Annotated in this window: 18 protein-coding genes; 8 read left to right on the top strand and 10 right to left on the bottom strand. The window is 63.1% G+C overall.

Annotated elements, in window-relative coordinates; translation table 11 throughout:
* Positions 1 to 54 precede the first annotated feature (54 nt).
* Entirely contained in the window at positions 55 to 1593 is a 1539-nt protein-coding gene (locus RA25_RS17095; RefSeq protein ID WP_039174007.1) for a trimethylamine methyltransferase family protein, read from the bottom strand.
* Positions 1594 to 1622: 29 nt separating this feature from the next.
* The gene (locus tag RA25_RS17090; RefSeq protein ID WP_039174005.1) at positions 1623 to 2975 is read right to left on the bottom strand and encodes an MmgE/PrpD family protein; all 1353 of its coding nucleotides are present in this window, start codon (positions 2973 to 2975) and stop codon (positions 1623 to 1625) included.
* A gap of 209 nt (positions 2976 to 3184) precedes the next feature.
* On the opposite strand from RA25_RS17090, the gene RA25_RS17085 reads away from it, so the two are divergent.
* The 3 genes from RA25_RS17085 to RA25_RS17075 all read left to right on the top strand — a co-directional run bounded on the left by RA25_RS17085 (position 3185) and on the right by RA25_RS17075 (position 4761).
* Positions 3185 to 4072, top strand: coding sequence for a LysR substrate-binding domain-containing protein (locus RA25_RS17085; protein WP_019296976.1), 888 nt, complete (start codon positions 3185 to 3187; stop codon positions 4070 to 4072).
* 81 nt (positions 4073 to 4153) lie between these two features.
* Positions 4154 to 4378: an AbrB/MazE/SpoVT family DNA-binding domain-containing protein gene (locus RA25_RS17080; protein ID WP_019296977.1), complete on the top strand. Its 225-nt coding sequence runs from the start codon at positions 4154 to 4156 to the stop codon at positions 4376 to 4378.
* Positions 4375 to 4761, top strand: coding sequence for a type II toxin-antitoxin system death-on-curing family toxin (locus tag RA25_RS17075; protein ID WP_019296978.1), 387 nt, complete (start codon positions 4375 to 4377; stop codon positions 4759 to 4761). The genes RA25_RS17080 and RA25_RS17075 overlap by 4 nt, the downstream gene beginning before the upstream one ends.
* Before the next feature lie 28 nt (positions 4762 to 4789).
* Here RA25_RS17075 and RA25_RS17070 read toward each other — a convergent pair whose 3' ends face one another.
* From RA25_RS17070 to RA25_RS17040, 7 genes are all read right to left on the bottom strand, one after another.
* A complete protein-coding gene (locus RA25_RS17070) occupies positions 4790 to 5323 on the bottom strand; it encodes a GNAT family N-acetyltransferase (protein WP_039174004.1) in 534 nt (177 codons plus the stop codon).
* Positions 5324 to 5429: 106 nt separating this feature from the next.
* Entirely contained in the window at positions 5430 to 7847 is a 2418-nt protein-coding gene (locus RA25_RS17065) for a GcvT family protein (RefSeq protein WP_039174000.1), read from the bottom strand.
* A 154-nt stretch (positions 7848 to 8001) separates the two neighbouring features.
* The gene (locus RA25_RS17060; protein WP_019296981.1) at positions 8002 to 9255 is read right to left on the bottom strand and encodes an aminotransferase class V-fold PLP-dependent enzyme; all 1254 of its coding nucleotides are present in this window, start codon (positions 9253 to 9255) and stop codon (positions 8002 to 8004) included.
* A gap of 119 nt (positions 9256 to 9374) precedes the next feature.
* Positions 9375 to 10103 (bottom strand): aspartate/glutamate racemase family protein, encoded by a 729-nt coding sequence (locus tag RA25_RS17055; RefSeq protein WP_039173999.1) that lies wholly within the window; start codon positions 10101 to 10103, stop codon positions 9375 to 9377.
* Positions 10100 to 11365 carry an NAD(P)/FAD-dependent oxidoreductase gene (locus tag RA25_RS17050; RefSeq protein ID WP_039173998.1) on the bottom strand — a complete coding sequence of 422 codons (1266 nt, stop codon included), beginning with the start codon at positions 11363 to 11365 and terminating at the stop codon, positions 10100 to 10102. The genes RA25_RS17055 and RA25_RS17050 overlap by 4 nt, the downstream gene beginning before the upstream one ends.
* A complete protein-coding gene (locus RA25_RS17045) occupies positions 11362 to 13587 on the bottom strand; it encodes a TRAP transporter permease (RefSeq protein ID WP_039173997.1) in 2226 nt (741 codons plus the stop codon). Before RA25_RS17045 ends, RA25_RS17050 begins: the two co-directional genes overlap by 4 nt.
* A gap of 118 nt (positions 13588 to 13705) precedes the next feature.
* Positions 13706 to 14716, bottom strand: coding sequence for a TAXI family TRAP transporter solute-binding subunit (locus tag RA25_RS17040; RefSeq protein WP_019296985.1), 1011 nt, complete (start codon positions 14714 to 14716; stop codon positions 13706 to 13708).
* Between the two features lie 152 nt (positions 14717 to 14868).
* Between RA25_RS17040 and RA25_RS17035 the strand changes: the two genes are divergently transcribed.
* From RA25_RS17035 to RA25_RS17025, 3 genes are all read left to right on the top strand, one after another.
* Positions 14869 to 15792 carry a LysR family transcriptional regulator gene (locus RA25_RS17035; RefSeq protein ID WP_019296986.1) on the top strand — a complete coding sequence of 308 codons (924 nt, stop codon included), beginning with the start codon at positions 14869 to 14871 and terminating at the stop codon, positions 15790 to 15792.
* Positions 15793 to 15957: 165 nt separating this feature from the next.
* Positions 15958 to 17649 (top strand): thiamine pyrophosphate-binding protein, encoded by a 1692-nt coding sequence (locus tag RA25_RS17030; protein ID WP_039173995.1) that lies wholly within the window; start codon positions 15958 to 15960, stop codon positions 17647 to 17649.
* A gap of 116 nt (positions 17650 to 17765) precedes the next feature.
* Positions 17766 to 18881, top strand: coding sequence for a cystathionine gamma-lyase (locus tag RA25_RS17025; protein ID WP_039173993.1), 1116 nt, complete (start codon positions 17766 to 17768; stop codon positions 18879 to 18881).
* 51 nt (positions 18882 to 18932) lie between these two features.
* On the opposite strand, the gene RA25_RS17020 is transcribed toward RA25_RS17025, so the two are convergent.
* Positions 18933 to 19820 carry a LysR substrate-binding domain-containing protein gene (locus RA25_RS17020; protein WP_039173992.1) on the bottom strand — a complete coding sequence of 296 codons (888 nt, stop codon included), beginning with the start codon at positions 19818 to 19820 and terminating at the stop codon, positions 18933 to 18935.
* A gap of 105 nt (positions 19821 to 19925) precedes the next feature.
* Between RA25_RS17020 and RA25_RS17015 the strand changes: the two genes are divergently transcribed.
* A complete protein-coding gene (locus tag RA25_RS17015) occupies positions 19926 to 21584 on the top strand; it encodes a GMC family oxidoreductase (RefSeq protein ID WP_039173991.1) in 1659 nt (552 codons plus the stop codon).
* Between the two features lie 13 nt (positions 21585 to 21597).
* Positions 21598 to 22806: a mandelate racemase/muconate lactonizing enzyme family protein gene (locus tag RA25_RS17010; RefSeq protein ID WP_039174141.1), complete on the top strand. Its 1209-nt coding sequence runs from the start codon at positions 21598 to 21600 to the stop codon at positions 22804 to 22806.
* The last annotated feature ends 3 nt before the right edge of the window (positions 22807 to 22809 follow it).

Genomic DNA, 22809 nt, shown 5'->3' with positions numbered 1-22809 from the left:
CTTTGCGAAAATACTCCGGGGAGCGCGAGGGGCTGGCCCCTCGCACCCGTCCCATCAAGGCTCGCCGGAGCCGATTTCTTCTTTCCGGCGGGCGACATAGGCGTCCAGCTCCTCGCGGACGGCGGGATCCATCGCTGGTTCCTCGTAATCCCGCAGCGCCTGTTGCCAGAGGCCGGTTGCGCGGCTTAGCGCGTCCTTGGCGCCTGCCGCTTCCCAGTTCTCGTAGTTCTGCCAATCCGACAGCATCGGCCGGTAAAACGCGGTCTCGTAGCGCGCCATCGTGTGTTCGGCGCCAAAGAAATGGCCGCCGGTGGGGACTGACTGGATGGCATCAAAGCCCAGTTCATCCGTGTCGAACTTCATCGGTTTCAGGAATTCGATCATGTTCTGGATGATCTCCACATCCAGGATGAACTTCTCATAGGACGCGGTCAGCCCGCCCTCCAGCCAGCCGGCCGCGTGATAGACGATATTGGCACCGCCCAGCACCGCGCCCCAGGTCGCCATCATGGTTTCATAAGCCGCCTGCAAGTCCACCGCGTTGGAGGCATTGGCGTTGGAGGTCCGGTAGGGGATGCCGTAACGCCGCGCCAGCTGGCCGCCGACGATATTGGCCTTGGCGTTTTCCGGCGTGCCAAAGGCGGGGGCGCCGCTGCGCATATCGACGTTGGAGGTGAAGGAGCCGTACATCACCGGGGTGCCGGGGTTTACAAGCTGGGTCAGCACCACGCCGAACAGCGCCTCGGCGTTCTGCTGGGCCAGCGCCGCGGGCAGGGTCACCGGCGTCATCGCCCCCATCAGGGTAAAGGGCGTCACCGTCACCGGCTGGCCGTATTCGGCCATGGCAATCAGCCCGTCGCCCATCGCGTCGTCAAACAGCCGCGGCGAGTTGACCGAGATGATAGTGATCACGCCCGGATCTCCCTTCATCTCCTCCGGTGTCTGGCCGCGGGAGATTGCCATCATGTTGATGCCGTCCAGCGCCCTGCCGCGGCCGATGGCGGAGCAGTGGAAGCTGAGGTCGGCATAGGTGATATTTGCCAGATAGGTGTCCAGGTGGCGGTTATTGGCGGGCAGCTCCAGCGGCGCGGTGACCTGGTTGCCGATCAGGTGGATGGCGTTGAAGTGATGCGCCAGCTTGATGAAGTTCTGGTAGTCGGGGAGGTTGCCGGAGCGGCGCCCGTTGATGCAGTCATGCACGTTGGGCGGGCCGGCCACCAGGCCAAAGGTCACGTTGTTGCCGCCGAGCGTGATCCGCTTGTCCCGGTTTCGGCCGGTCAGGGTGAACTCCGCCGGGACTGTCTTCAACGCTTCAGTGACGATGGTTTCGTCGATGCGGATGGTCTTGGTGTCGCGGTCGACAATGGCGCCCGCGGCCTCGAAAATGCCCATCACGTTCTCGCCCATCACCCGGATGCCGGCCTCTGACAGGATCCGCATTGAGGTGGCGTGCAGCTGGTCCATCTGCTCCGGGTTCAGGAGCTCAAACGCCGGGTAAGTGTTTTTTACCTGGCTCCAGGGGAGCTGGTCGATACTGCCGCCGGAGCGGGAGGATTTGCCGCGGCGCCCGCCGCCGCGTCTGTCGCGTGCCATGTGTCTGTCTTTCTGGTCAGGTTGGTGGCTTAGTTTTCGGGCGCGTCATAGATGAGACGCCCCAGATCGGAGAAATTGCTGCCTTCATTGGTGAAGCCCAGCACTGCATCGCGGATGGCACCGGCGCGGGCCTCGCCCAGCGAAGGCGCGGCGAACTCCATGAATTTCCGCTCGATGTCGTCCTGCGAGAACGGCGCTTCTGGGCCGCCGCGGGCGTGGACGTCGCCGGATTCGATGACCCGTCCGTCGGTCAGCGTCACCACCACATCGGCAACCCGGCAAGCCGGGAAGCGGACGGAATGGCGCGCGGCCTCAGAGACGGTGATGCGCTCGTGGATTGATGCAACTAGCGGGTCGGCAAGGCCCGCTCCGGAGATATGCTCGACCCCGATCCGCCCGTATGCGGCCTGAATGGCAACGGCAAAGCCCAGCGAATACTGTGCCTGGCTGGTGGTCGAGGGGATACCCGGATAGAGGCAGGCGCTTTCGTGGAAAGTGTTGATGTGGATCTTGGCGATCTGCTCGTGGCTCAGATCGTGTTCCAGCATCACCTGCCGCACGGCGTCGATCGGCGCATGGGCCCAGCGGCAGATCGGGTATGGCTTCACATACTGGTGTTCCATCTGCCAGAAGCTGCCGAGGTCGTCCCAGTGTTCCGCCACCTGGTCTTCCTCGATGGTGATTGCGGGCGCGCCGGTGAAGCCCTTTTCCGCCAGCACAGCTGCCGACATGCCTGCCATCGCACCCCAGCCGGAGCCGTCATGCAGCATCGAGGGGTTGGCGATTTCGCGCATCATCTGGCTGCGAGGGCCGTGGAATTCGGCAATCCCCAGCGCCTGGCGCAGCTGATCCCGGCTGAGGCCGCGCATCCGGGCCGCAATCGCCGCCACCCCCAGCGCGTTCCAGGCACCCGAAGTGTGATAGTCGCTGACGGTTGCATGCAGCGACAGCGCCGCGCGGCCCGCCAGCTCATAGCCCAGCGTGGTGACCGCCAGCGCCTCCGGCCCTGAGAAATCCGGCACCGTTTCCGCCAAGGCCGCAATTGCCGGGATCACCACCACGCCGATGTGGCCCTTGGTCGGGTAATAGCCGTCGTGGCCGTCCAGATTGTCGGTGGCGGTGGCGGCGGCATAGGCGGCACCTGCGACGCTGACCCGGCGGCCGTCAAACATCATCCGGGCGCCAAGGCCGTCCTCACCGCAGCCATAAAGCGCCACGGCGGTGTCGCGGGCGATGCACCCGGCCTCCATTGGGGTGGCGCCGATAGTGATGCCCAGGGTGTCCAGGAACATCAGCGCCGCAGCCTTTCGGGTGGTTTCCGGCAGATCGCCGGGCGTAAGGCCAAAGGTGAAATCGGTGGCGCGGTCGAATGTGGCTGTCATGTCAAGCGGTCCATAAGGGGGCGTTGGCCAAAGCCTAGGCTCCGCCGCCGCAGGTGACCCGCAAATAAACCGGGGTCATAGGGCCGTTATATTTCGCGAAATGCGTGCTAGACGTCGTTTTTCGCCTCTCTCGGGGCGTGATCCCTTTGGAATTGCAGCCCAATCCATTGCATGGGAACATGGCCCCGAAACCGCCAGCGGACCTGTTGATGAAAAACCTGCCCCACCTGACCTTTCTGCGATCGTTTGAGGCCGCGGCGCGCTATCTCAGCTTCACCTCGGCGGCGGATGAGCTTAACTGCACCCAGTCGGCGGTGTCCAACCACGTGCGCAGCCTGGAGGAGTTCATCGGCCGCCCGCTGTTCGTGCGCCATCCGCGGTCGCTGTCGCTGACAGACGTGGGGGAGGCCTATCTTCCTTCGGTCCGCCATGCGCTGCAGGAAATCGACAGCGCGACCCAGCTGTTGATCTCGCAAAGCCACAAGCGGGAGGTGGTGATCTCCTGCCCGGTCAGCCTGGCGGAGCGCTGGCTGCTGAAGGTGATCGAGGGGTTTTCCGCGGCGCATCCGGATATCGACCTGACTATTCACAGCACGATCTGGGTGGATGTGGAGACAAATGTCTCTGACATTTCGATCACTATCAACCACGTGGATGATGTGATGGGGCCGGCGGTCAAGCTGTGGGACGAGAAGCTGGCGCTGGTCTGTGCGCCCGGTTTCCAGGTTGCGGGAGAGACGCTGACCCGGCCGGAACAACTGGTGCAGGCGAAACTGATCCACATTCTGGGGCGGCCGATCTACTGGGAGAAGATCGCCAAGCATTACGGGCTGACCGGGATCGAGCTGAAGGGGGGCTTGCAGACCAATTCTTCCAATATGGGGCTGGAGTTTGCCGCCAATGGAATGGGCTGTGCGGTTCTGCCGAAAACACTGGTCCGGTCCCATGTGGCCGACGGGCGGCTGGTGGAGCCGTTTGATTTCGACCTGGATTGCCCCTGGACCTATTTCGCCACCTTCAAGGACAAGGCGGCGACGCCCTCGGTCAAGCATTTCAAGGCATGGCTACTAAAGGCGGCAGCGGAGATGGAACTGTAGGGCATCAAGGCGAGCCGCAGGCAGCATTGAATTCTGGCGGTGTTTCGCGTATATACGGGTATATATACGTGAGGCTTGCCAATGATTGAGACCAAGATCAGGAAAGTCGGGAACTCTGCCGTCATCACCCTGACGACAGAGATGCTGACGATGCTGGACGCCAAGGAAGGCGACACGCTGTTTGTGGTGCGCGGCGATGATGGCAGCCTGCGGGTGATGGCGCATGATCCAACGGTGGCCGAGGCGCTGGCAGCAGCTGAGGTCGTGATGGATGAAAACCGCGACCTGCTTCAGGCGCTGGCGTGAGCACATACACCTGGGTGCCGCTGGCGGCGGTAACCATTTTCCATGACCGGCAAATCTCGCGCCATGGCGGCGCGGCGGGGATGCGTGACAAGGCGCTTCTGGAAATGGGATGCGCGCGGGCAATGAACCTGGCTGCCTATTCCGATGCAGGCGTGGCGGAGGTTGCCGCGGCTTATGCCTTCGGCATCGCCAAGGCGCATGCGTTTGTGGATGGCAACAAGCGCACGGCCTTTGTGACCGCTTTGACCTTCCTGCGCCTCAACGGCTACCAGTTCCGCCCGGACCCGGTGGAGGGTGTGCGGATGATGGAGGATCTGGCCACGGGGGACGTGGATGAGGCCGCATTTGCAGCATGGCTCACGGCGGGGATGCAGCCGCTTTGATGCCGGTGCGCCGGGGCCGGGTGCTGCGTTAACCGATGATTTTTACAAAGAAATGCAGGTGTGGCCGCAGCATGGGCTGGTCCAGATAGGTCGTTGTTTCCATTGGTGTCTCCACCTCTGTGAAACCCAGCTTGGGGTAAAGACTGCGCATTTCGACATTTGGCGTCAGCGTGTCGGCCACCAGCCGTTTGAGGCCCATTTTACGAGCCGCCTCCTCGCGCGCCTCGATCAGCCGCCGCCCGGTCCCGGTGCCGCGCGCGGCCTCGACGACAAAGACCCGTTTCAGTTCTCCGGTTTCCCGGTCCAGTCGTTTCAGCATGCCGCATCCGACGATCTGGCCGGTCTCGCTCCGCGCCAGCAGCAGGCAGCCGTTCGGCGGCAGGTAATCGCTGGCGTTGGCCCAGAATTCCGCCAGTGCGCTTTGCGGGGCCGCCGGGTCGATGGCGAAGCCCATATCGCCCATCCGCTGGACAATGAGGTCGTAATACTGCGCCAGAATTCTGTTCAGCTCCTGCTTTGGCGGCAATACATCGCAGTGAATGATCTCGATATCTTGCATCATGCTGTGCTCCCTGCCGGATAATATAGTCAACCTTACCGGCGGGCCAAAGCCTGCAGCCCCGGCCATTGGACCGGGGCTGCAGGTATTCATTCGGCTATTTTAGGGCTCATGCCCGCAGCCGCGCGCCCGAAGGGTCAAAGGCTGCCGCTTCCAGAATGCGTGCCTTGTGCGGCTTGCCGAGGATATAGACCTCAACCTCATCTCCTGGCTTGGCAAAGGCCGGGTTGGCGTACCCCAGCGCCAGCGATTTGCCGACCGAGTAGCCATAAGCGCCTGAGGTGACACGGCCCACCGGCTTGCCGTCCGGAGTAAAGACTGGCTCGCCGCCGGAGGCATCGGCATCGTTCACTGCGTCAATCTCAAAGGCGGACAGCATTTCGCGCGGGGCGTTGTCCTTGACCTTGAGATAGGCGTCCTTGTTGAGGAAGTTCTTGTCCAGCTTGATCAGACCGGCCAGGCCAACCTCCTGCGGCCAGTATTCCTGGCTGTACTCGCGGCCCCAGGAGCCGTAGCCCTTTTCGATCCGCAAGCTCCCCAGCGCGCGGCCGCCGACCGGGCCGCCGTCGAATTCTGCGGCTGTTGCCAGCAACGCGGAATAGAGTTTGACTTGATCTTCCTCGGCGCAGTGCAGTTCCCAGCCCAGATCGCCGGTGAAGGAGACGCGGATCGCCAGGCATTCCACACCCGCCACGTCGATGGTGCGGGAGCGCATGAAGCGGAAGGCTTCGTTCGACAGATCCGCATTGGTCATCCGCTGCAGCATGTCGCGGGATTTCGGCCCGGCGACGTTGAAGCCCGCAATGCGGTTGGTAGCGACCTCAAACGTGGTGCCCGCGGGCAGCTCCACCATGTTGAAGAACCGCTGGTGATAGCGTTCCGCCATGCCGGAGCCGACCATCATGTATTCGTCATCCGCCACCTTGGTGATGGTGAAATCGCCCGCAACGCCGCCGCGGACCGAAATCAGCGGGGTGAGGCAGGAGCGGCCGACCTCGGTTGGCACCTTGTTGGCGACCAGCTTGTCCAGCCACTCAAACGCGCCCGGGCCTTTGATCACGTAGTTGGCGAAGTTGGAGATGTCGATCACCCCGACGTTCTCGCGCAGCATCTTCACTTCGCGTCCCACCGGCTCCCACCAGTTCTGGCGGGTGAAGCTGTTGGTATCGGTGGTGCCGGGGGTGCCGGAGAACCACAGGGGATGCTCCCAGCCGCAGTTGAGGCCAAAGACGCAGCCCATTTCCTTTTGCACCTCATAAGCGGGGCGCACACGGGCCGGGCGGCCGGCGCTGCGTTCCTCGTTCGGGAAATGGATGGCAAAGCGGTGCGCGTATTGATCCTCGACACGGGCCTTGGTGAATTTCTTGTCGGCCCAGTCGCCAAAGCGGGCCAGGTCCCAGGCGAACATGTCGTACTGCGGCTCGCCCTCGATCATCCACTGCGCCGCCAGCAAACCGAGGCCGCCGGACTGGGAGAAGCCGGGGATGATGCCGGTGCAGCAGAAGTAGTTTTTCAGCTCCGGCACCGGGCCCCAGATGGCGTTTGAATCCGGCGACCAGATCATCGGACCGTTGATGACGCGCTTGACGCCGGCGGTTTCGGCGCAGGGAACACGCTCGGTGGCGCGGATCACGTTTTCCATGATCCGGTCCAGATCGTCGGGGAACAGCTCATGCGCGAAGTCCAGCGGCGTGCCGTTTTCGGCCCAGAAGCGCATGTCCTTTTCATAGGCGCCGATCAGGAAGCCGTTGCCCTCCTGACGGAAGTAGTATTCGCCGTCGCGGTCGGCGATTGAGGGCAGGCGGCGGCCCAGATTGGCGACCTCGTCGATGGACTCAGTGACGAAATACTGATGCTCGGTCGGCTGCAAGGGCAGGGTGAGGCCGGCCATCGCCGCCACCTCGCGGCCCCAAAGGCCGCCTGCGTTCACCACCCACTGGGTGTGGATGTCGCCCTTTTCGGTCTTCACGATCCAGCTGCCGTCGGGCTGCTGTTCAGTGCCGACCACCGGGCAGAAGCGTTCGATCTGCGCGCCCATGGCGCGGGCGCCGGCGGCATAGGCCATGGTGACGCCCGAGGGGTCCACATTGCCGCCATCGGGTTCGAACATGATGCAGCGGATGTCGTCGAACTGGGCCAGCGGGTGCAGTTCCTTGGCCTGCTCGCGGCTGACCTCGTGGAAGTTCAGGCCGTAGTATTTTGCCTTGGCTTCCTGCAGGCGCAGCTGGTGCTCGCGCTCTTCGGTCTTTGCAAGGTACAGGGATCCCGGTTGGAAAACGCCGCAGCCCTGGCCGGTTTCCTTCTCCAGCTCCTTGTACAGGTTCATCGTGTAGTGCTGGATGCGGGTCACGTTGTTGTTGTCGTGCAACCCGTGGATGTTGGCCGCCGCGTGCCAGGTGGAGCCCGCGGTCAGCTCATCGCGTTCCAGCAGAACCACGTCGGTCCAGCCGAGCTTGGCCAGGTGGTAGAGGATCGAGCAGCCGACAAGGCCTCCGCCGATGACAACTGCCTGTGCATGGGTTTTCATGCGTCATGTTCCCTTGCCTGCGTGCCTGAAACAGCGCGCCCTGCAGGCCGGGGCGGGCCGCCAATTCCTTCCGGCGACCCTAGCGGCGGCGGGGCTGGATGACCCGTGAAGAATTCAGACCCAATGGCCCCGGATTCGATGGGTCATCCGGCCATCACCCGGTGATCTCTTTCATCACGCCCAGGAACTTCGCCACTTCGCCGATGCTGTTGTAGTGGCACATCGAGACGCGCACGCAGCTGTCCATGCCCAAAGGCGACAGGATATTGCCGGAGTAGTGGTCCGCCTTGCGCAGGTGGGTGCGGATGCCCTGTTCGTTCAGCCGTTTTACCACATCCACCGAGGGCACGCCGTCCACGGTCAGCGAAACCAACCCCTCGCGGGCCGGGTTGTCCGGGCCGCCCAGGATGGTGACGCCTTCCATTTCCGCCAATCCCGGCAGATTGCCGGTGCCAAGGATCATCGCGTCGGTCAGGGTTTTCTCGTGGGCATGGATCGCTTCTCCCGCGGCCACGAATTTCGCACGCCGCTCCGTTGCATCGCTTACCTCGCCGCCGAGCCACTCCAGGTAGTCTGCAACATCGGACAGCGTTGCATAGCTGCCGGTGTCGCGGGTGCCCATTTCCCAATTGTCCGCAGGCCCATTGATCAGGCTGTTATGCGGCAGCGCGGTTAGCCGGTCGGAGATCCAGGCGAGCCCGTAGCCGTGGCGCGAGAACATCTTGTAGGGCGAGATTACATAGCCATCGACGCCATAGGCGGTGAGGTCGATACGCCCATGGGCGGCGTGTTGGATGCCGTCCACGATGATGAAGCACTCCGGTGCAACCTCGCGGATGGCGGCAGCGCAGGCGGCGACATCCACGCCCATGCCTGTGACAGGAGACGTATGGACAATTGTGGCCACAACTGTGTCCGGCGAAACCGCCTGAGCATAGGCATCGGCCATAATCGTGCCGGTGGTATCATCATGCGGGATCAGCACGTGTTTCTGCCGCGCCACCCCGGCCCAGCGGGCGCAGGCGGAGCGGGTGGCGGGATGCTCCAGCGTCGAGCCCAGCACAGTCCTGCCTTCGGAGGTGCCGAGGCAGGCGTTCATGATCAGGCGGAACAAGAGCTCCGTGCCGCTTTCACCTGCGAAAAACTGGCCGCCGGGCGCGTTCATGAAAACGCGCATGTCGTCCTTGGCCTTGTTGATGACCCGCACCAGTTCGTGGCTGCCGGGGTTGTCACGGCCCTGGTTGTCGGGGATCGCGGCGTAGCGTGCGGATGTTTCCACCACCGAATTGAGCGCCAGCGCGCCGCCTGCATTTTCAAAGAAGATACGGGCACCTTGTTCGGGGCAGTTGTCCACCTGGGCAAAACGGGCGCGGATCTGGTCCAGCAAGGTGTCGGAGATATGGGGCATGGCACGTCCAGCAGCAAAGGTTTGTTCTGCGCCACATTAGGGGGATTACCCCAGCCGGAGATACAAAAATATCCAGGGCTGAGGGCTGGAAATCTCTGTGCCAGCCCTCAGCGCATTTTTCAGGTGATGAAACCGTGGAAAGGGGCGCGGAAGGCCGCCCTGTGCACCATCTCAGACAGGGTGATGATGTCGAAGACGGGCCGGTTCAGCGCTGCTTGCAGGGCGTGGGCATAGGGCGGCAGGTCGGTGCATTCCAGAACAATCGGGCCGATTTCCGGGTTGCGCGCGATCATGCCTCTGGCGGCGTCCAGCAGTTCAGCCTCAACCTTGGCCAGATCCATTGCGGTGCGTTCATTACGCAGGATCACGGTGGAGAATTCTTCTGCGTCATCCAGCCCTTGCACAACCACGGGCGTGTTTTCTGCACCGACGCCGCGCAAATGAGCCTCGGTCAGGCTGGCGGCTGAGGCGGTGATCACCCCAACGGTGCGGCCTGTCATCTGATGCGCCAGCGGCACCTGGATCAGCGAGGAGACAAACACCGGCACATTCACCGCGGCTGCAATCTCCTTCTGGAAAATCGCCAGGAACCCGCAAGAGCCGGTGATCGCCCGCACGCCCTTGGCCTCCAGCCGCCGGGCGGCCTCGATCAGCCGGTCCTTCATTTCGCCGGTCGGGTTGGCCAGCAGTTTCGGCACGGTGATCCCGTCCAGCATTTCATAGAGCGTGGTGAAGGGCAGGCTGGAGGGGTTCTTGATATGGCCGGGCGGCTTGGGGAAGTAGCTTTCCAATGCCAGCACGCCAATGGAGACGCCGCAGATGTTCTGGCCGCCGGGGTGGATGGTCATGTCTTGGTCCTTTCATACCGCCGTGTGCGGAACGGCGAGAGGTCTTCGTTCACGGGCGTTCCGCTGACTATATCCGCCACCAGCCGCCCGGTTTTCGGAGCCATCATCAGACCGTAATGGCTGTGGCCAAAGGCGGCGATGAGGTCCGGGAAGCCCTCGACCTCACCGATGCAGGGCAGGCTGTCGGGCAGGCTGGGGCGCTGGCCGGACCAGGTTTCCATGCCATCGGCGCGCAGGTCTGGCAGCAGCGCCTTGGCCAGTTCCGCTAGCCCGTCCAGCCGTTTCCGGTTCAGCGGCTGATCAAGGCCCGCAAATTCGGCGGTGCCGGCCACCCTCAGCCCTTCCTCCATCGAGGAGGCCACGAATTTCATGTCCATATCCATGATCGAGTTATTGAGCGCGACGCCGGGGGCCGGGAACGACACGTGATAACCGCGCTCTGCTTCCATTGGGATCTTGATACCAAGCGGCTTCAGCAGTTCCCCGGACCAGACCCCCATTGCCAGCACCAGCTTGGGTGTCCAGTCCTGGCCCGCTTCGGTGGTATAGGTCCAGCCGCCGGTTTCAGACGGCAGGATGCCCCGCACGGTCCGGGTCTGAATCTCGCCACCCATGGATAGAAATTTCTCTGCGAGAACGGCACCGATCCTGCCCGGGGAAAGCGCCCGGGCCTGACCCTTGATCAGGATCGCGGCTTGAAACTCTGTCGTCAGCGCCGGTTCCAGATCGCGCAAATCGGCGGCCCCGATCCGCTCCATGTCGGCGCCCTGCGCGGCCCGAAGACGGTTGCCGAGGCTGTTCAGGTCGGCCTCTTCCGGGTTGCGCGAGGCATGGACATAATAGCTGTCCCTGATCAGATCCTCATGGCCGGTGCCGGCCAGATGCAGCCGGAAACCCTCGACGCAATTACGGCACAGAAAACCCATGGCGTCGGAAATCTGATGTATCCGCCGGTCACGCCCCTCGGCCAGAAACCGCAACCCCCAGGGGGCGACCTTGGGCAGGTAGCCGGGCTTCACCGCCACCGGTCCCAGCGGGTCCAGCAGCCAGCCGGGCACTTTTTTCCAAAGGCCCGGCATGGATTGCGGCACCACCGACCAGGGGGAAATGATGCCAGCATTGCCATAAGACGTCGCCTGGCCCGGGGCGTCCCGGTCGATGAGCCGGACCCGGAGGCCCCGCCCAGCCAGGGACAGGGCCGAGCAGATGCCGACGATCCCGGCGCCCAGGACCGTCACATCGGGCGAAGACGATGCGCTCATTGCGCCGCCTTCGCTTGCAGTTTGCGCTGCTGGCCCAGCTGCTGGATCAGCACCGGCGCCATCACAACCAACGCTGCGATGTCAGAGCCGCCGGAAGGCGCCACCAGCAGCAGGCCGCCAATGGCCATCAGCAGCCGCCAGATGCCGCTGAGCGGTGCCAGGAAGTAGGCCGAGACAGCAGTGGCGATGGCAAAGACGCCTGCCGCGCATGTCAGGGTGACCTGAGTGAAGCTCAGCAGAGTGAAGTATTCCGGCAGCACGATCAGCATGGTGGGCGCATAGACAAACACCATCGGCACCATCAGTTTGCCCAGCCCCAGGGTAAAGGCATTAAGCCCGGTGCGGAACGGGTTGGACCCCGCAATCCCTGCTGCCGCATAAGCCGAGGCGCAAACCGGCGGGGTGATTTCGGAAATCACACCGTAGTAGAGCACGAACATATGCGTGGCGAGCGGCGGCACGCCGAGCTGGCTGAGGGCAGGCGTCGCAACAGCAACCAGCATGATATAAAGCGCCGTGGTCGGCAGGCCGGCCCCCATCAGGATGCAGGCCATGGCGATCAGCACCAGAGACAGGAACTGCTGGATCGACGGCTGGCTGAACGCCTCGATGGAGGTCCAGTCGAGGAACGGCGCAATCGCTGCCGCCATGTCCGCCGCGCCGCCGGTGACCATGAAGCCGAGGCGGAAGCCGACGCCAGTGGTGTTGATCACACCCACCACGATGCCCACCGCGGCAGAGGCCGCGCCCACTGCCAGCGCGTATTGCACGCCGACGTGGAAGCTGTCGAACAAGTCGCGGAAGTTTTGCCGCTCATTCCTGTGCAGGCAGCCGATGATGGTCAGCGCCGCCAGCATACCAGCCATCACCGGAGTGTACCCCTCGCCGGAATAGGGCGACGCCTTCCACAAGATGAAGCCAAGCAGGGCAAAGGGGATCAGCAGCGTGGCGGGTTTGTCAAAGGCGCAGAAACCGACAACGATGCACAGGCTTAGACCGATGAAGGCGGCCATGTTCGGTGAGTACCCGGAGAACAGCACCAAGAGGAGCGCGATCAGCGGAATAATCGTGTACCAGCCGTCCTTCCAGACCTGCAGGAACTTGGGCAGCTGATCCTTGGGGTAGGCGGTGAGGCCCAGCTTCTTGGCGGTGAAATGCACGATCGAGATCACCCCGATATAATGCATCAGCGCAGGCACAATCGCCGCAATCACGATGGTAGTGTAAGGCACCTCCAGATACTCTGCCATCAGGAAGGACGCAGCCCCCATGATCGGCGGGGTGATCTGCCCGCCGGCCGAAGCCGCGGCCTCAACCCCGCCTGCGAAATGGCCGGGATAGCCCAGTTTCTTCATGTTGGGGATGGTCAGCGAGCCGGTGGAGACGGTGTTGGCGATCGACGAGCCGGAAATGGTGCCGAAGAAGGCGGAGGAGACAACGGAAACCTTGGCCGGTCCGCCGGTATAGCGGCCTGCCAGCAGCATGGCGTTGTCGACAAAGAACTGCCCCAGCCCCATCCGCTGCGCCACCACGCCGAACAGAACGAAGTGGAACACCACGGTGGAGACCACCCAGAGCGTTACACCAAAGATACCCTCAGCCGGGAAGTACATGTTGTTGACGAACTGCTGCCAGTTGACGCCCGGATGCTTGAGAATCTGCGCGGGCATGTATGGCCCGAACAGCGCGTAGACCATGAACACAAGGATGATCAGCGGCAGCACAAAGCCGATGGTGCGGCGCGCGATCTCCAGCACTGTCAGGATCAGAACCGAGCCGAAGAACACATCCAGGCTGGACGGATTGCCCTGCCGCAGCGCCTGTTCGGCGATGTCGAAGCCGAACATGTCAAAGCCGCGCCAGCTGACCCAGAGAAACAGCGCCGCCGCCATGCTGAGCCCGGTCAGCGCCCAGTCATAGATCGGTACATTGCCGGGGCGGAGCGGATGGGGTCCGCGCCACTCCAGGCTGCGGGCTGACTTGATCAGCGGAAAGCCCACAAAAATAAACAGGAACAGGCCCGCCAGGTGAATACCCATATGCACATGGTCCACCGGGGTGCCGAAACCGGCCGTCCACAAGTGATAGAGGGCAAAGGCGATGCTGGCCCAATAGATGACGCCAGTCAGCCTGGGTCCGTTGTCGCGCGTGTTCAGAGCAGAGTCATACTGCTTCTCCAGCTCCTCAAGCGCCTTGTTGTCGAGATGGGTGTCCATGGACATCGGGGTCTCCAGTCCGGGGGCGGTGCCGGCGCGCGCCGTTCACCCGCATTGCGGACAGGGGCGCCGGGAAACAAAAACGGCAGCAAGGCGCACCCTGCTGCCGCAGTTCAGGGGAAGTTTAGTTGAGCATTCCGATTTCGCGGTAGAAACGCTCAGCGCCCGGGTGCAGCGGCACACCGATGCCCTCGACGCCGTCCAGCGCGGTTTCCAGGGTGATCGCCTTGCCCTTGGGGTGGCCGTTGTCCAAGAGCTTGCGGGCGGTATCGGACCACATCGCCTTGGTGATCTGATAGATCAGCTCTTCGTCCATATTGGCGTTGGTGACCAGCATGCCGGAGACCGCCACGGTGTTCACGTCATATCCCACACCCGGGTAGGTGCCCGCCGGAATGGTCGAGGGAATGTAGTAGGGCACGGTGGTGTTGGCCTGCTTGATCTCTTCTTCGGACCAGTTGTGCAGTTCCATGCCCTTAGTGTTGTCGAGCTGGATCATCGCCGCAACAGGCGTGCCCGCGGCATAGAAATAGGCGTCCAGCTGGCCGTCGGCGATACGCTCGGCGGACTGGGCATTGTTCAGTTCTGCCTCGTCGATGTTGTCGCGGTTGACGCCGTGGTCATTCAGGATCAGCTCCACCGCGATCTGGGTGCCGGAACCGGCCTGGGCGATGCCGACGCGCTTGCCCTTCAGATCGGCGAGCCCACCCAGCGAATGGCCCTTGGGCAGCACCAGATGCAGGTCTTCCGGGAACAGGTTGGCAATCACCCGCAGGTCGGGCTTGGCATTGCCTTCAAACTTGCCCTTGCCGTGATAGGCAAAATGCAGCGTCGCGGCACCGGACAGGCCTGCCTCCATCTGGCCCGCCTGAATGGCATTCACGTTATGCGCCGAGGCATTGGTCGACTGCGCCATCGCCACCAGGCCGGGCACGCCGCAGTTGCCGCCCTCGTCGCAGGCGCGCGAGCCGGGCGGGTTGGAAATGGCGTTGGCGATGATGCCGCCAATCGGGAAATAGGTGCCGCCCGCACCGCCGGTGCCGATACGGAAAAAGGTCATGTCCTGCGCCGCAGCGGCGCCGGTCAGCATGGTGCAGGCCAATGCAGCCCCGGTCAGTTTCTTGAAAAACCCCATAATGTCCTCCCTGGAGTATTGGCTGCGTCTCCTCTTGCGCAGCATTCACCTGTGATCTTTGCATCATGGAAAAGGCAAAGCATAAGTTCAAATTTAAAATTATACTGTTTATATAGATTGAATTTATGTTGGCTTTACGCCGGGAGCAGACCATGAACTCTCACCAGCTTGCGGTGTTCCGCGAAGTTATGAAAACCGGCTCAGTGAGCCAGGCGGCGCGCAACCTGCACCGTACCCAGCCCGCGGTCAGCGCTGCCATCAAGACGCTGGAGGAGGAACTGGGCCTGACACTGTTCTTGCGCGAGGGCCGCCGCCTGGTGCCGGTGCCGGAAGCGCATTACCTGATGGTCGAAGCGTCTGAAATCCTGAACCGGCTGGAGACGGCGCAGCAGAACCTGGTGAAGATGCGCGAACGGGTGCGCGGCGCAATCCGGGTTGTGGCGATGCCGGGGCCATCCGTCATCCTGCTGCCGGAGTTCGTCAGCCGGTTTGTTGCAGACAAGCCCGAGGTCAATGTCACGCTGGCCACCCGGTCTTCGCCGCAAGTCCGCAGCCTGATTGCGGCCAACAGCTTTGACATCGGGTTCTGTGACATGACGCGCTACCAAGGGGACCGGAAGCTTTACAAGACCGTGGAATTGCCGTGCAATTGCCTGTGTGCCGTGCCGGCCGGCCATCGGCTTGCCCGCAAGGACAGCATCTCCGTGCAGGACCTGAGCGGCGAGCCCATGGGTGCCTTGCAGCCCGATCACAGCACCCACCAGGCCACTGCCCAGGCCTTTGTGCAGGCGGATGCGGATTTCAACCTGCGCTATGACGCGGAATACTTCCTGCCGCTGTTCCACTTTGTCGCGGCCGGCCAGGCCTGCGCTGTCGTCGATGTGCTGAGCGCCGAGAGCTACCGCCGCAGCAATGCGGGCGACGAACGCATCCGCTTCCTGCCTTTTGAGCCGGCGATTCCCTTTGGCTATTCAATTCTGACACCCAGCGAGCGTCCGCTGTCCCAGCTTGCAGCCAGCTTTACCGCCGCCTGGCAAGAGCATGTGGCAGAAATCTTGGCGCGAACGTCCGGGTAAACATCTGATTTTTCAATTTATCCCCGTCCATTCCGAAGAACCGCAGCCGGGTGCAGAGTGTCTGACCTTTTGCCTTCACATTGATCTACAATATTGTATACAGTTTGGAACGCAGATTCCGGGCTTGCCTCGGGACAGGTATCAATCAGGCTTTAGGAGGTCCCGATGAAGAACACGATGAACGGTGCCGAGGCGATGGTGCGCGCGCTTGAGGCACATGGGGTTACCCATATCTTCGGCCTCTGCGGCGATACCACGCTGCCCTTTTATGACGCGATGAACCGGCTGGAGCATGGCATCACCCATGTCCTCACCCGCGATGAGCGCAGTGCGGCCTATATGGCCGACGGGTTTTCCCGCGTGACCGGACGGGTGGGGGTTTGCGAAGGCCCCTCTGGCGGCGGTGCCACATATATTCTGCCGGGGCTGATCGAGGCCAACGAAAGCTCCTATGCGGTGCTGGCGATCACCACCGACATCTCGGTGGGGTCTTACGGGAAATACCCGCTGACCGAGGTCAACCAAGAGGTTCTGATGGGGCCGCTGACCAAGTTCAACACGGTGATCAAACGCGCCGACCACATCCCGCGCATGGTGCGCCAGGCGTTCCGGGCAATGACCACCGGCCGCTCCGGCTCGGCGCATCTGGGGCTGCCCTATGACATCCAGTATGACGATGTTCCGGCGGATGACGTCTGGGGCGATCCAAAACACCAAAGCTACCCCGCCTATCGTGCAGCTCCGGAACCGGGCGCGGCAGAGGCTGCGGTGGAAGCCATCCTCACTGCCAAATCGCCGCTGATCGTCTGCGGCGGCGGTGTGGTGATCTCGGGCGCTATGGAGGAACTGGATAGGCTCGCCTCCCGACTCGACATTGCCGTGGGAACCTCGATCTCCGGCAAGGGATCGCTGGCCGATACGCATCCGCAATCGCTGGGCGTGGTCGGTTCCAACGGCGGCACGGATGAGACCTGGGAGATGATGGAAGGGGCCGATCTGGTGGTTTTCATGGGCTGCCGTGCCGGGTCCACCACCACCTCGCGCTGGGAGGCACCGAAGCCAGGGCAGCGGATCGTGCATTTTGACAACGACCCGATGACCATCGGGGCCAACTACCCGACCGAGGTTGGTGTGGTGGCCGACCTGAAGCTCAGCTTGCAGGCGGTGAACGCCTATCTGGATGGCCGGGAAGGCGAATTGCCCTCATTTGGCGGAGCTGCAAAAATTTCCGACATCAAGCAGCGCAAGTTTGCCAAGTTTGAGGAGCTGGCGCACAGCAAAACCGATCAGGTTCTTCCGGAGCAGATCATCCACGCCCTCAATCAAAACCTGCCGGAGGATGCCATCGTGGTCTCCGACCCCGGCACCAGCTGCCCGTATTACAACGCCTATTCGCAGCAAAAGCACCCGGGCCGCCAGTACATCACCAACCGCGCCCACGGCGCGTTGGGGTATTCGCTGTCGGCGTCGCTGGGCGCCTGGTTCGGGCGTCCTGAAGCCAAAGTCGTGGGGATGATGGGCGATGGCTCCTTCAACTTCACCTGCGGCGAGCTGGAAACGGTGGTGCGCTGCAACGCACCGATCACTTATGTGGTGTTCTCCAATGCCAACTTCGGCTGGATCAAGGCGAGCCAGCGCGACGACTGCGGTAAGCGCTATTACAATGTGGACTTCAACCGCACCAACCATGCCGCGGTGGCCGAAGCGTTCGGCGTCAAGACCTGGCGGGTGGAGAAGCCGGAAGACCTGGACGGAGCGATCAAGGAGGCCTTTGCCCACGACGGCCCGACCCTGATTGACGTGGTCTGCCAGGCGCTGGAGGACTCCGCCGCCCCGGTTCGCCGCTGGATGGGGTGAGCGGCCAAGAAAGCGGAAAGAACTGATGGCCGGGAGCAGTGCGTTTCCGGCCTTGTCTCTTTTGCCTGGCGCCCGTTATGAATTTGCCGAACCCGCAGTCAGGAAAGGCGCCCGATATGGACAAACCCAACGCTCCCAAACCCGGCGCCATGCTGCATTTGCGCGGCAATTCCCTGTCCGAGGGCGATCCGGTGGCACTGCCGCTGACGCAAAGCTCGATGTACCACCTGCCGGGCGACTGGACCGGCGGCCCCAGTTATGGCCGGGTGGACAACGCCACCTGGGAGCATCTGGAGCATGTGCTTGCCTATCTGGAGGACGCGCCCGCGCTGGCATTTCCGTCGGGCATGGCGGCGATCTCGGCGGCGCTGTTTGCCACCGTCAAAGCAGGGTCGAAACTGCTGATCCCGTCGGATGGCTACTACGTCACCCGGCGCCTAAGCGAGCGCTTCTTGCAGAACCTCGGCGTTGAGGTGCACCTGCGGCCGACCACCGGTTTTGCCGACGGCGGGTTTGATGGCTTTGATGTTGTTTTTGCGGAAACACCTTCGAACCCTGGCCTGGACCTCTGCGATCTGCGCTCGATTGCGGAGACGGTGCACGCGGCGGGCGGGCTGCTGATCGTCGACAACACCACTATGACCCCGCTGGGCCAGCGCCCGCTGGAGCTGGGCGCGGATGTGGTTGTTGCTTCAGACACCAAGGCGCCGGGCGGGCATTCGGATGTGCTGATGGGGCATCTGGCGACCCGCAATTCGGATGTTTTGCAGGCCGCGCGCGAATGGCGCCAGTTCGGCGGCGGCATCCCCGGCCCGCAAGAGGCCTGGCTGGCGCACCGGGGGCTGGAAACTTTGGACGTGCGTTTTGACCGGATGTGCAGCACCGCTGAGGTACTGGCCGAACGGCTCGCCGCGCATCCGCTGGTGCAGGCGATCCGCTTTCCGGGGCTGAAATCAGACCCCTCGCACAACCTGGCGAAACAGCAGATGGCGCGGTTTGGCTTTCTAATTTCCATCACCCTGGACAGCGCGGAACAGGCCGATGCTTTCATCAACAGCTGCCCGCTGATCCGCTCCGCAACGTCGTTCGGCGGGGTGCATACCTCGGCTGAGCGCCGCGCCCGCTGGGGCGATTCTGTGGCACCAGGGTTTGTGCGGCTTTCAGTCGGCACCGAACCGGCAGAGGAGTTGTGGAGCGCGATGGCGGCTTCGCTGGACGCGCTTCAGGGGTAGAGGGCAGTGTTTTCTGTCTCTGTCCCCGCGGGGACCGGCGGGGAAACCCCCTCAGATCAGCGACTGGTACAGCGCCATGAGCCAGCTGCAGAAGGCCTTGACCTCCTCCCGCTGGCCCGCGCGGTCATTGATCACGATGTAATGCGAGCGACGCTTCGGCAGCTTGTACGCGGTCGGGACAACCACAAGCCCCTGTTCGATGTACTGTCTGGCAAAGCTTTCCAGCACCATCGTCACCCCGTGGCCGGCCGCCACGGTCTGCAGCGCCAGCAAGGACGAGTCCGCCTTGAGCCAGTCCGCAGGTGTCTGCAGGTTCAGCCCGTGCAGCTCTGACAGGCGGCCCCAGTCAGTTTCCGAGCCGAAGATCTGCACCACGTCGGATCCTGCAAGGTCATGAATGGAGGGGCTGCCGCCCAGATCGTGCAGGTAGCCCGGACTGCAGACTGGCACAGCGTTTTCGTGGCCCAGATGCAGGACCTCGCTCTCCTGCCAGTCACCGCCATAGCGGATGTCGATGTCCAGGCCTTCCTCGTCAAACCGGTTGGCCCAGATGGAGGTGGTCAGCTCTACCAGAATATCCGGGTGCGCCGCCTGAAAGCGGCCAAGCTGGGGCGCGATTACCAAGGCGGCGCAGGAAATCGAGGCCCGCACCCGGACCACCCGCTTGCGCTTTTTGCCGAACAGACCGGCGGTGGCCTGCTGCATGTCGATGAAGGACTTGCGGATCGGCTGGGAATAGGCCTGGCCGGTGTCAGTAAGTGCCACCCCGCGGGGAAGACGTTTGAACAGCTGGGTGTTCAGATGCTTTTCCAGCAGGCGGATCTGCTGGCTGATGGCGGCAGGTGTCAGGCCCAGCTCCTCCGCCGCGGCAGAGAAACTGTTCAGCCGCGCGGCGGCTTCAAAGGCCTTGAGCCAGGTGACGTGGGGCAGGTCGGTCATGACTTAGCTTTAAGCACAGCTATGCCATAGGGGCAAAACACATTGTTTGATTTATGCCATTCGCGCTGCGCAATCTGATGGGAAACCAACGGACCCGGGCGTGCCATGGCGCAGACATTTGATTTCATTATCGTAGGAGCCGGTTCGGCGGGCTGTGTGCTGGCCGACCGGCTGACCGCTAATGGCCGCCACAAGGTGCTGCTGATAGAGGCCGGCGGCAGCGACCGGCGGTTCTGGATCAAGATCCCGGTGGGCTATGGCTTCACCTTCTCGGATCCTAAGGTGAACTGGCGCTATTCCGCCGCAGCGGATCCGGGGCTGAACGGGCGCGCGGCCTATTGGCCGCGGGGCAAGGTTCTGGGCGGCTCCAGCTCCATCAACGCAATGGCTTATGTGCGCGGTCTGCCGCATGACTACGACGATTGGGAGGCCGCAGGCGCCACCGGCTGGGGCTGGGAGAACGTGCGCCGCAGCTATGAGGCGCTGGAAACAAACGACGAATGGCACCAGGGCCGCCGACGGTTGCGCGGCAACGGTCCTGTGCGCGTTACCGACCTCAGCGAGCGGATGCATCCCTTTGCCAGGAACTTTCTGGCGGCAGGGCAGGACATGGGCTGGCCGTTCCTGCCGGACATGAATGCCGCGGCAGAGGAAGGCGCCAACACGCTGCCCAGCGAGGGCATGGGCTATGTCCGCAGCACGGTGAAAGACGGGCGGCGCTGGTCCTCGGCGGATGCGTTCCTGCGGCCTGCGATGAGGCGCACCAACCTGACGGTGATCAGCGGTGCGCTGGTGGAGAAGGTGCTGACCAGCGGCGGGCGCGCCCCCGGCGTCGCATTCCGGCTGAAGGGCCAGCCGCAAACCGCCATGGCGGCGCGCGAAGTGATCCTGAGCGCGGGTGCGGTGAACTCTCCGCAGCTCTTGCAGCTTTCCGGCATCGGCCCGGCGGCGCTGCTGCAGCGGCACGGGATCGCGGTGGCGCATGACCTGCCGCAGGTGGGGCAGGGGCTGCAGGACCATTTGGCGGTCTCGCATTTCTACTGGGCCAACACCGCGACGCTGAACGACCGGCTGGGCAGTTTTGCCAAGCAGATGAAGGCCGGTCTACAGTATGTCCTGACCCGCAAGGGGCCGCTGAGCGTACCGGTCAATCAGTGCAGCGGTTTTGTCCGCACCGCGGGCGCGGCGCTGCCGGATGTGCAGGTCTATTGCAACCCGGCGTCTTACTCGACACAGGCAAACGGAAAGCCGCAGATCGACAAGGACAACGGCTTCCTGCTGTGCGTTCAGCCGAGCCGCCCGGTCAGCCGCGGGCAGATCACTATCCAATCCGCCGACCCCGGCCAGGCACCGCTGATAGAGCCGAACTCGCTGTCGGCGGAGGAAGACAAGGCAACCGCCATCCGCGCCAGCCACTTGCTGCAGGCGCTGGCAGCAACCGCCGCCATGAAGCGGGTCACGCGGGAGCGGCGGGTGCCGGATATTGCCGGGATGGATGATGCAGCACTGCTGGAAAACTTCCGCGAACGCGCGGGCAGCGTGTTTCATGCAAGCTGCACGTGCCGGATGGGGCATACTGCAACCGACTCGGTGCTGGATGCGCGGCTCAGGGTGCATGGGGTTGCGGGTTTGCGGGTGATCGATGCCTCGTCGTTTCCGAATGTGACCTCCGGCAATACCAACGCGCCCACCATGATGCTGGCCGCCCGCGGTGCGCAGATGGTGCTGGACGATAATGAAAACAGGCCCTTGGCGGCGGAATGACAAGGAATTTCAGATGAAGCTCGATAAGATTGAAACCTTTGTTTTCGGCAACCCGCCGCCGCGCCACGGCGGGCGCTATTTCATCTTTGTGCGCCTGACCACCGCTTGCGGCATCACCGGGGTGGGGGAGATATACAACGCGACCTTCGGTCCGGAACTGTGCTGCGCGATGGCACAGGAGGTGTTTGCCCGGCAGTTCGAAGGCTGCGATCCGCACCATATCGAGAAGTTGTGGCGCAAGTCCTATGGCGCGGGCTATACGATGCGGCCCGATGTGACGGTGATGGGGGTTTTGAGCGGGCTGGAAATGGCCTGCTGGGACATCATCGGCAAGGCCGCGGGCAAGCCGGTTTACGAGCTGATAGGCGGCCAGGTGCATGAAAAACTGCGCAGCTATACCTACCTCTATCCGGCTGAGGGCGACGTCTACCCGGACCCGGACACGCCCAATGTCTACAACGACCCGGACATGGCGGCGGAAGTTGCGCTTCAGCGGGTGGAGCAGGGCTTTACCGCGGTGAAATTCGACCCCGCAGGCCCTTACACGATCTATGACGGGCATCAGCCGCGGCTTGAGGACCTGGAGCGCAGCGAGATGTTCGTGAAGCGCATCCGCGAGGCGGTTGGAACCCGTGCGGATCTGTTGTTCGGCACCCACGGGCAGTTCACTGTCTCCGGCGCCAAACGAATGGCGCGGCGGCTGGAACCCTATGAGCCCTTGTGGTTCGAGGAACCGGTGCCGCCGGAAAACCCCGCCGATATGGCGGAGGTGGCGCGGTTCACCTCGGTGCCGATTTCAACCGGCGAGCGGCTCTGCACCAAGCATGAGTTTGCCCGCGTGCTGGAGGCCGGGGCGGCCTCGATATTGCAGATGGATCTGGGGCGGGTCGGGGGCCTCTTGGAGGCCAAGAAGATCGCGTCCATGGCCGAAACCCGGCAGGCCCAGATCGCGCCGCATCTTTACTGCGGGCCGGTGGTGGCGGCGGCGAACATCCAGATTTCCGCCTGCAGCCCGAACTTCCTGATACTGGAAAGCATAGGCACCTTTGAAGGCCCCTATATGTCCTGTCTCAAGTCCGCGATCACCTGGGAGGACGGTTATGTGATCCCCTCCAAGGAGCCGGGCCTGGGGGTGGAACTGGACGACGCAGCCATCGCCGCCAGCCCCTATACCGGCAGCAAGCTGCATCTGGAACTGGCGCAGGAGCCGGTGGTTCAGTGAACG

This window comes from Leisingera sp. ANG-S5 (genome assembly GCF_000813925.1).
Taxonomy (GTDB): Bacteria; Pseudomonadota; Alphaproteobacteria; order Rhodobacterales; family Rhodobacteraceae; genus Leisingera.
This window is presented reverse-complemented; position numbering and strand designations above follow the sequence as displayed.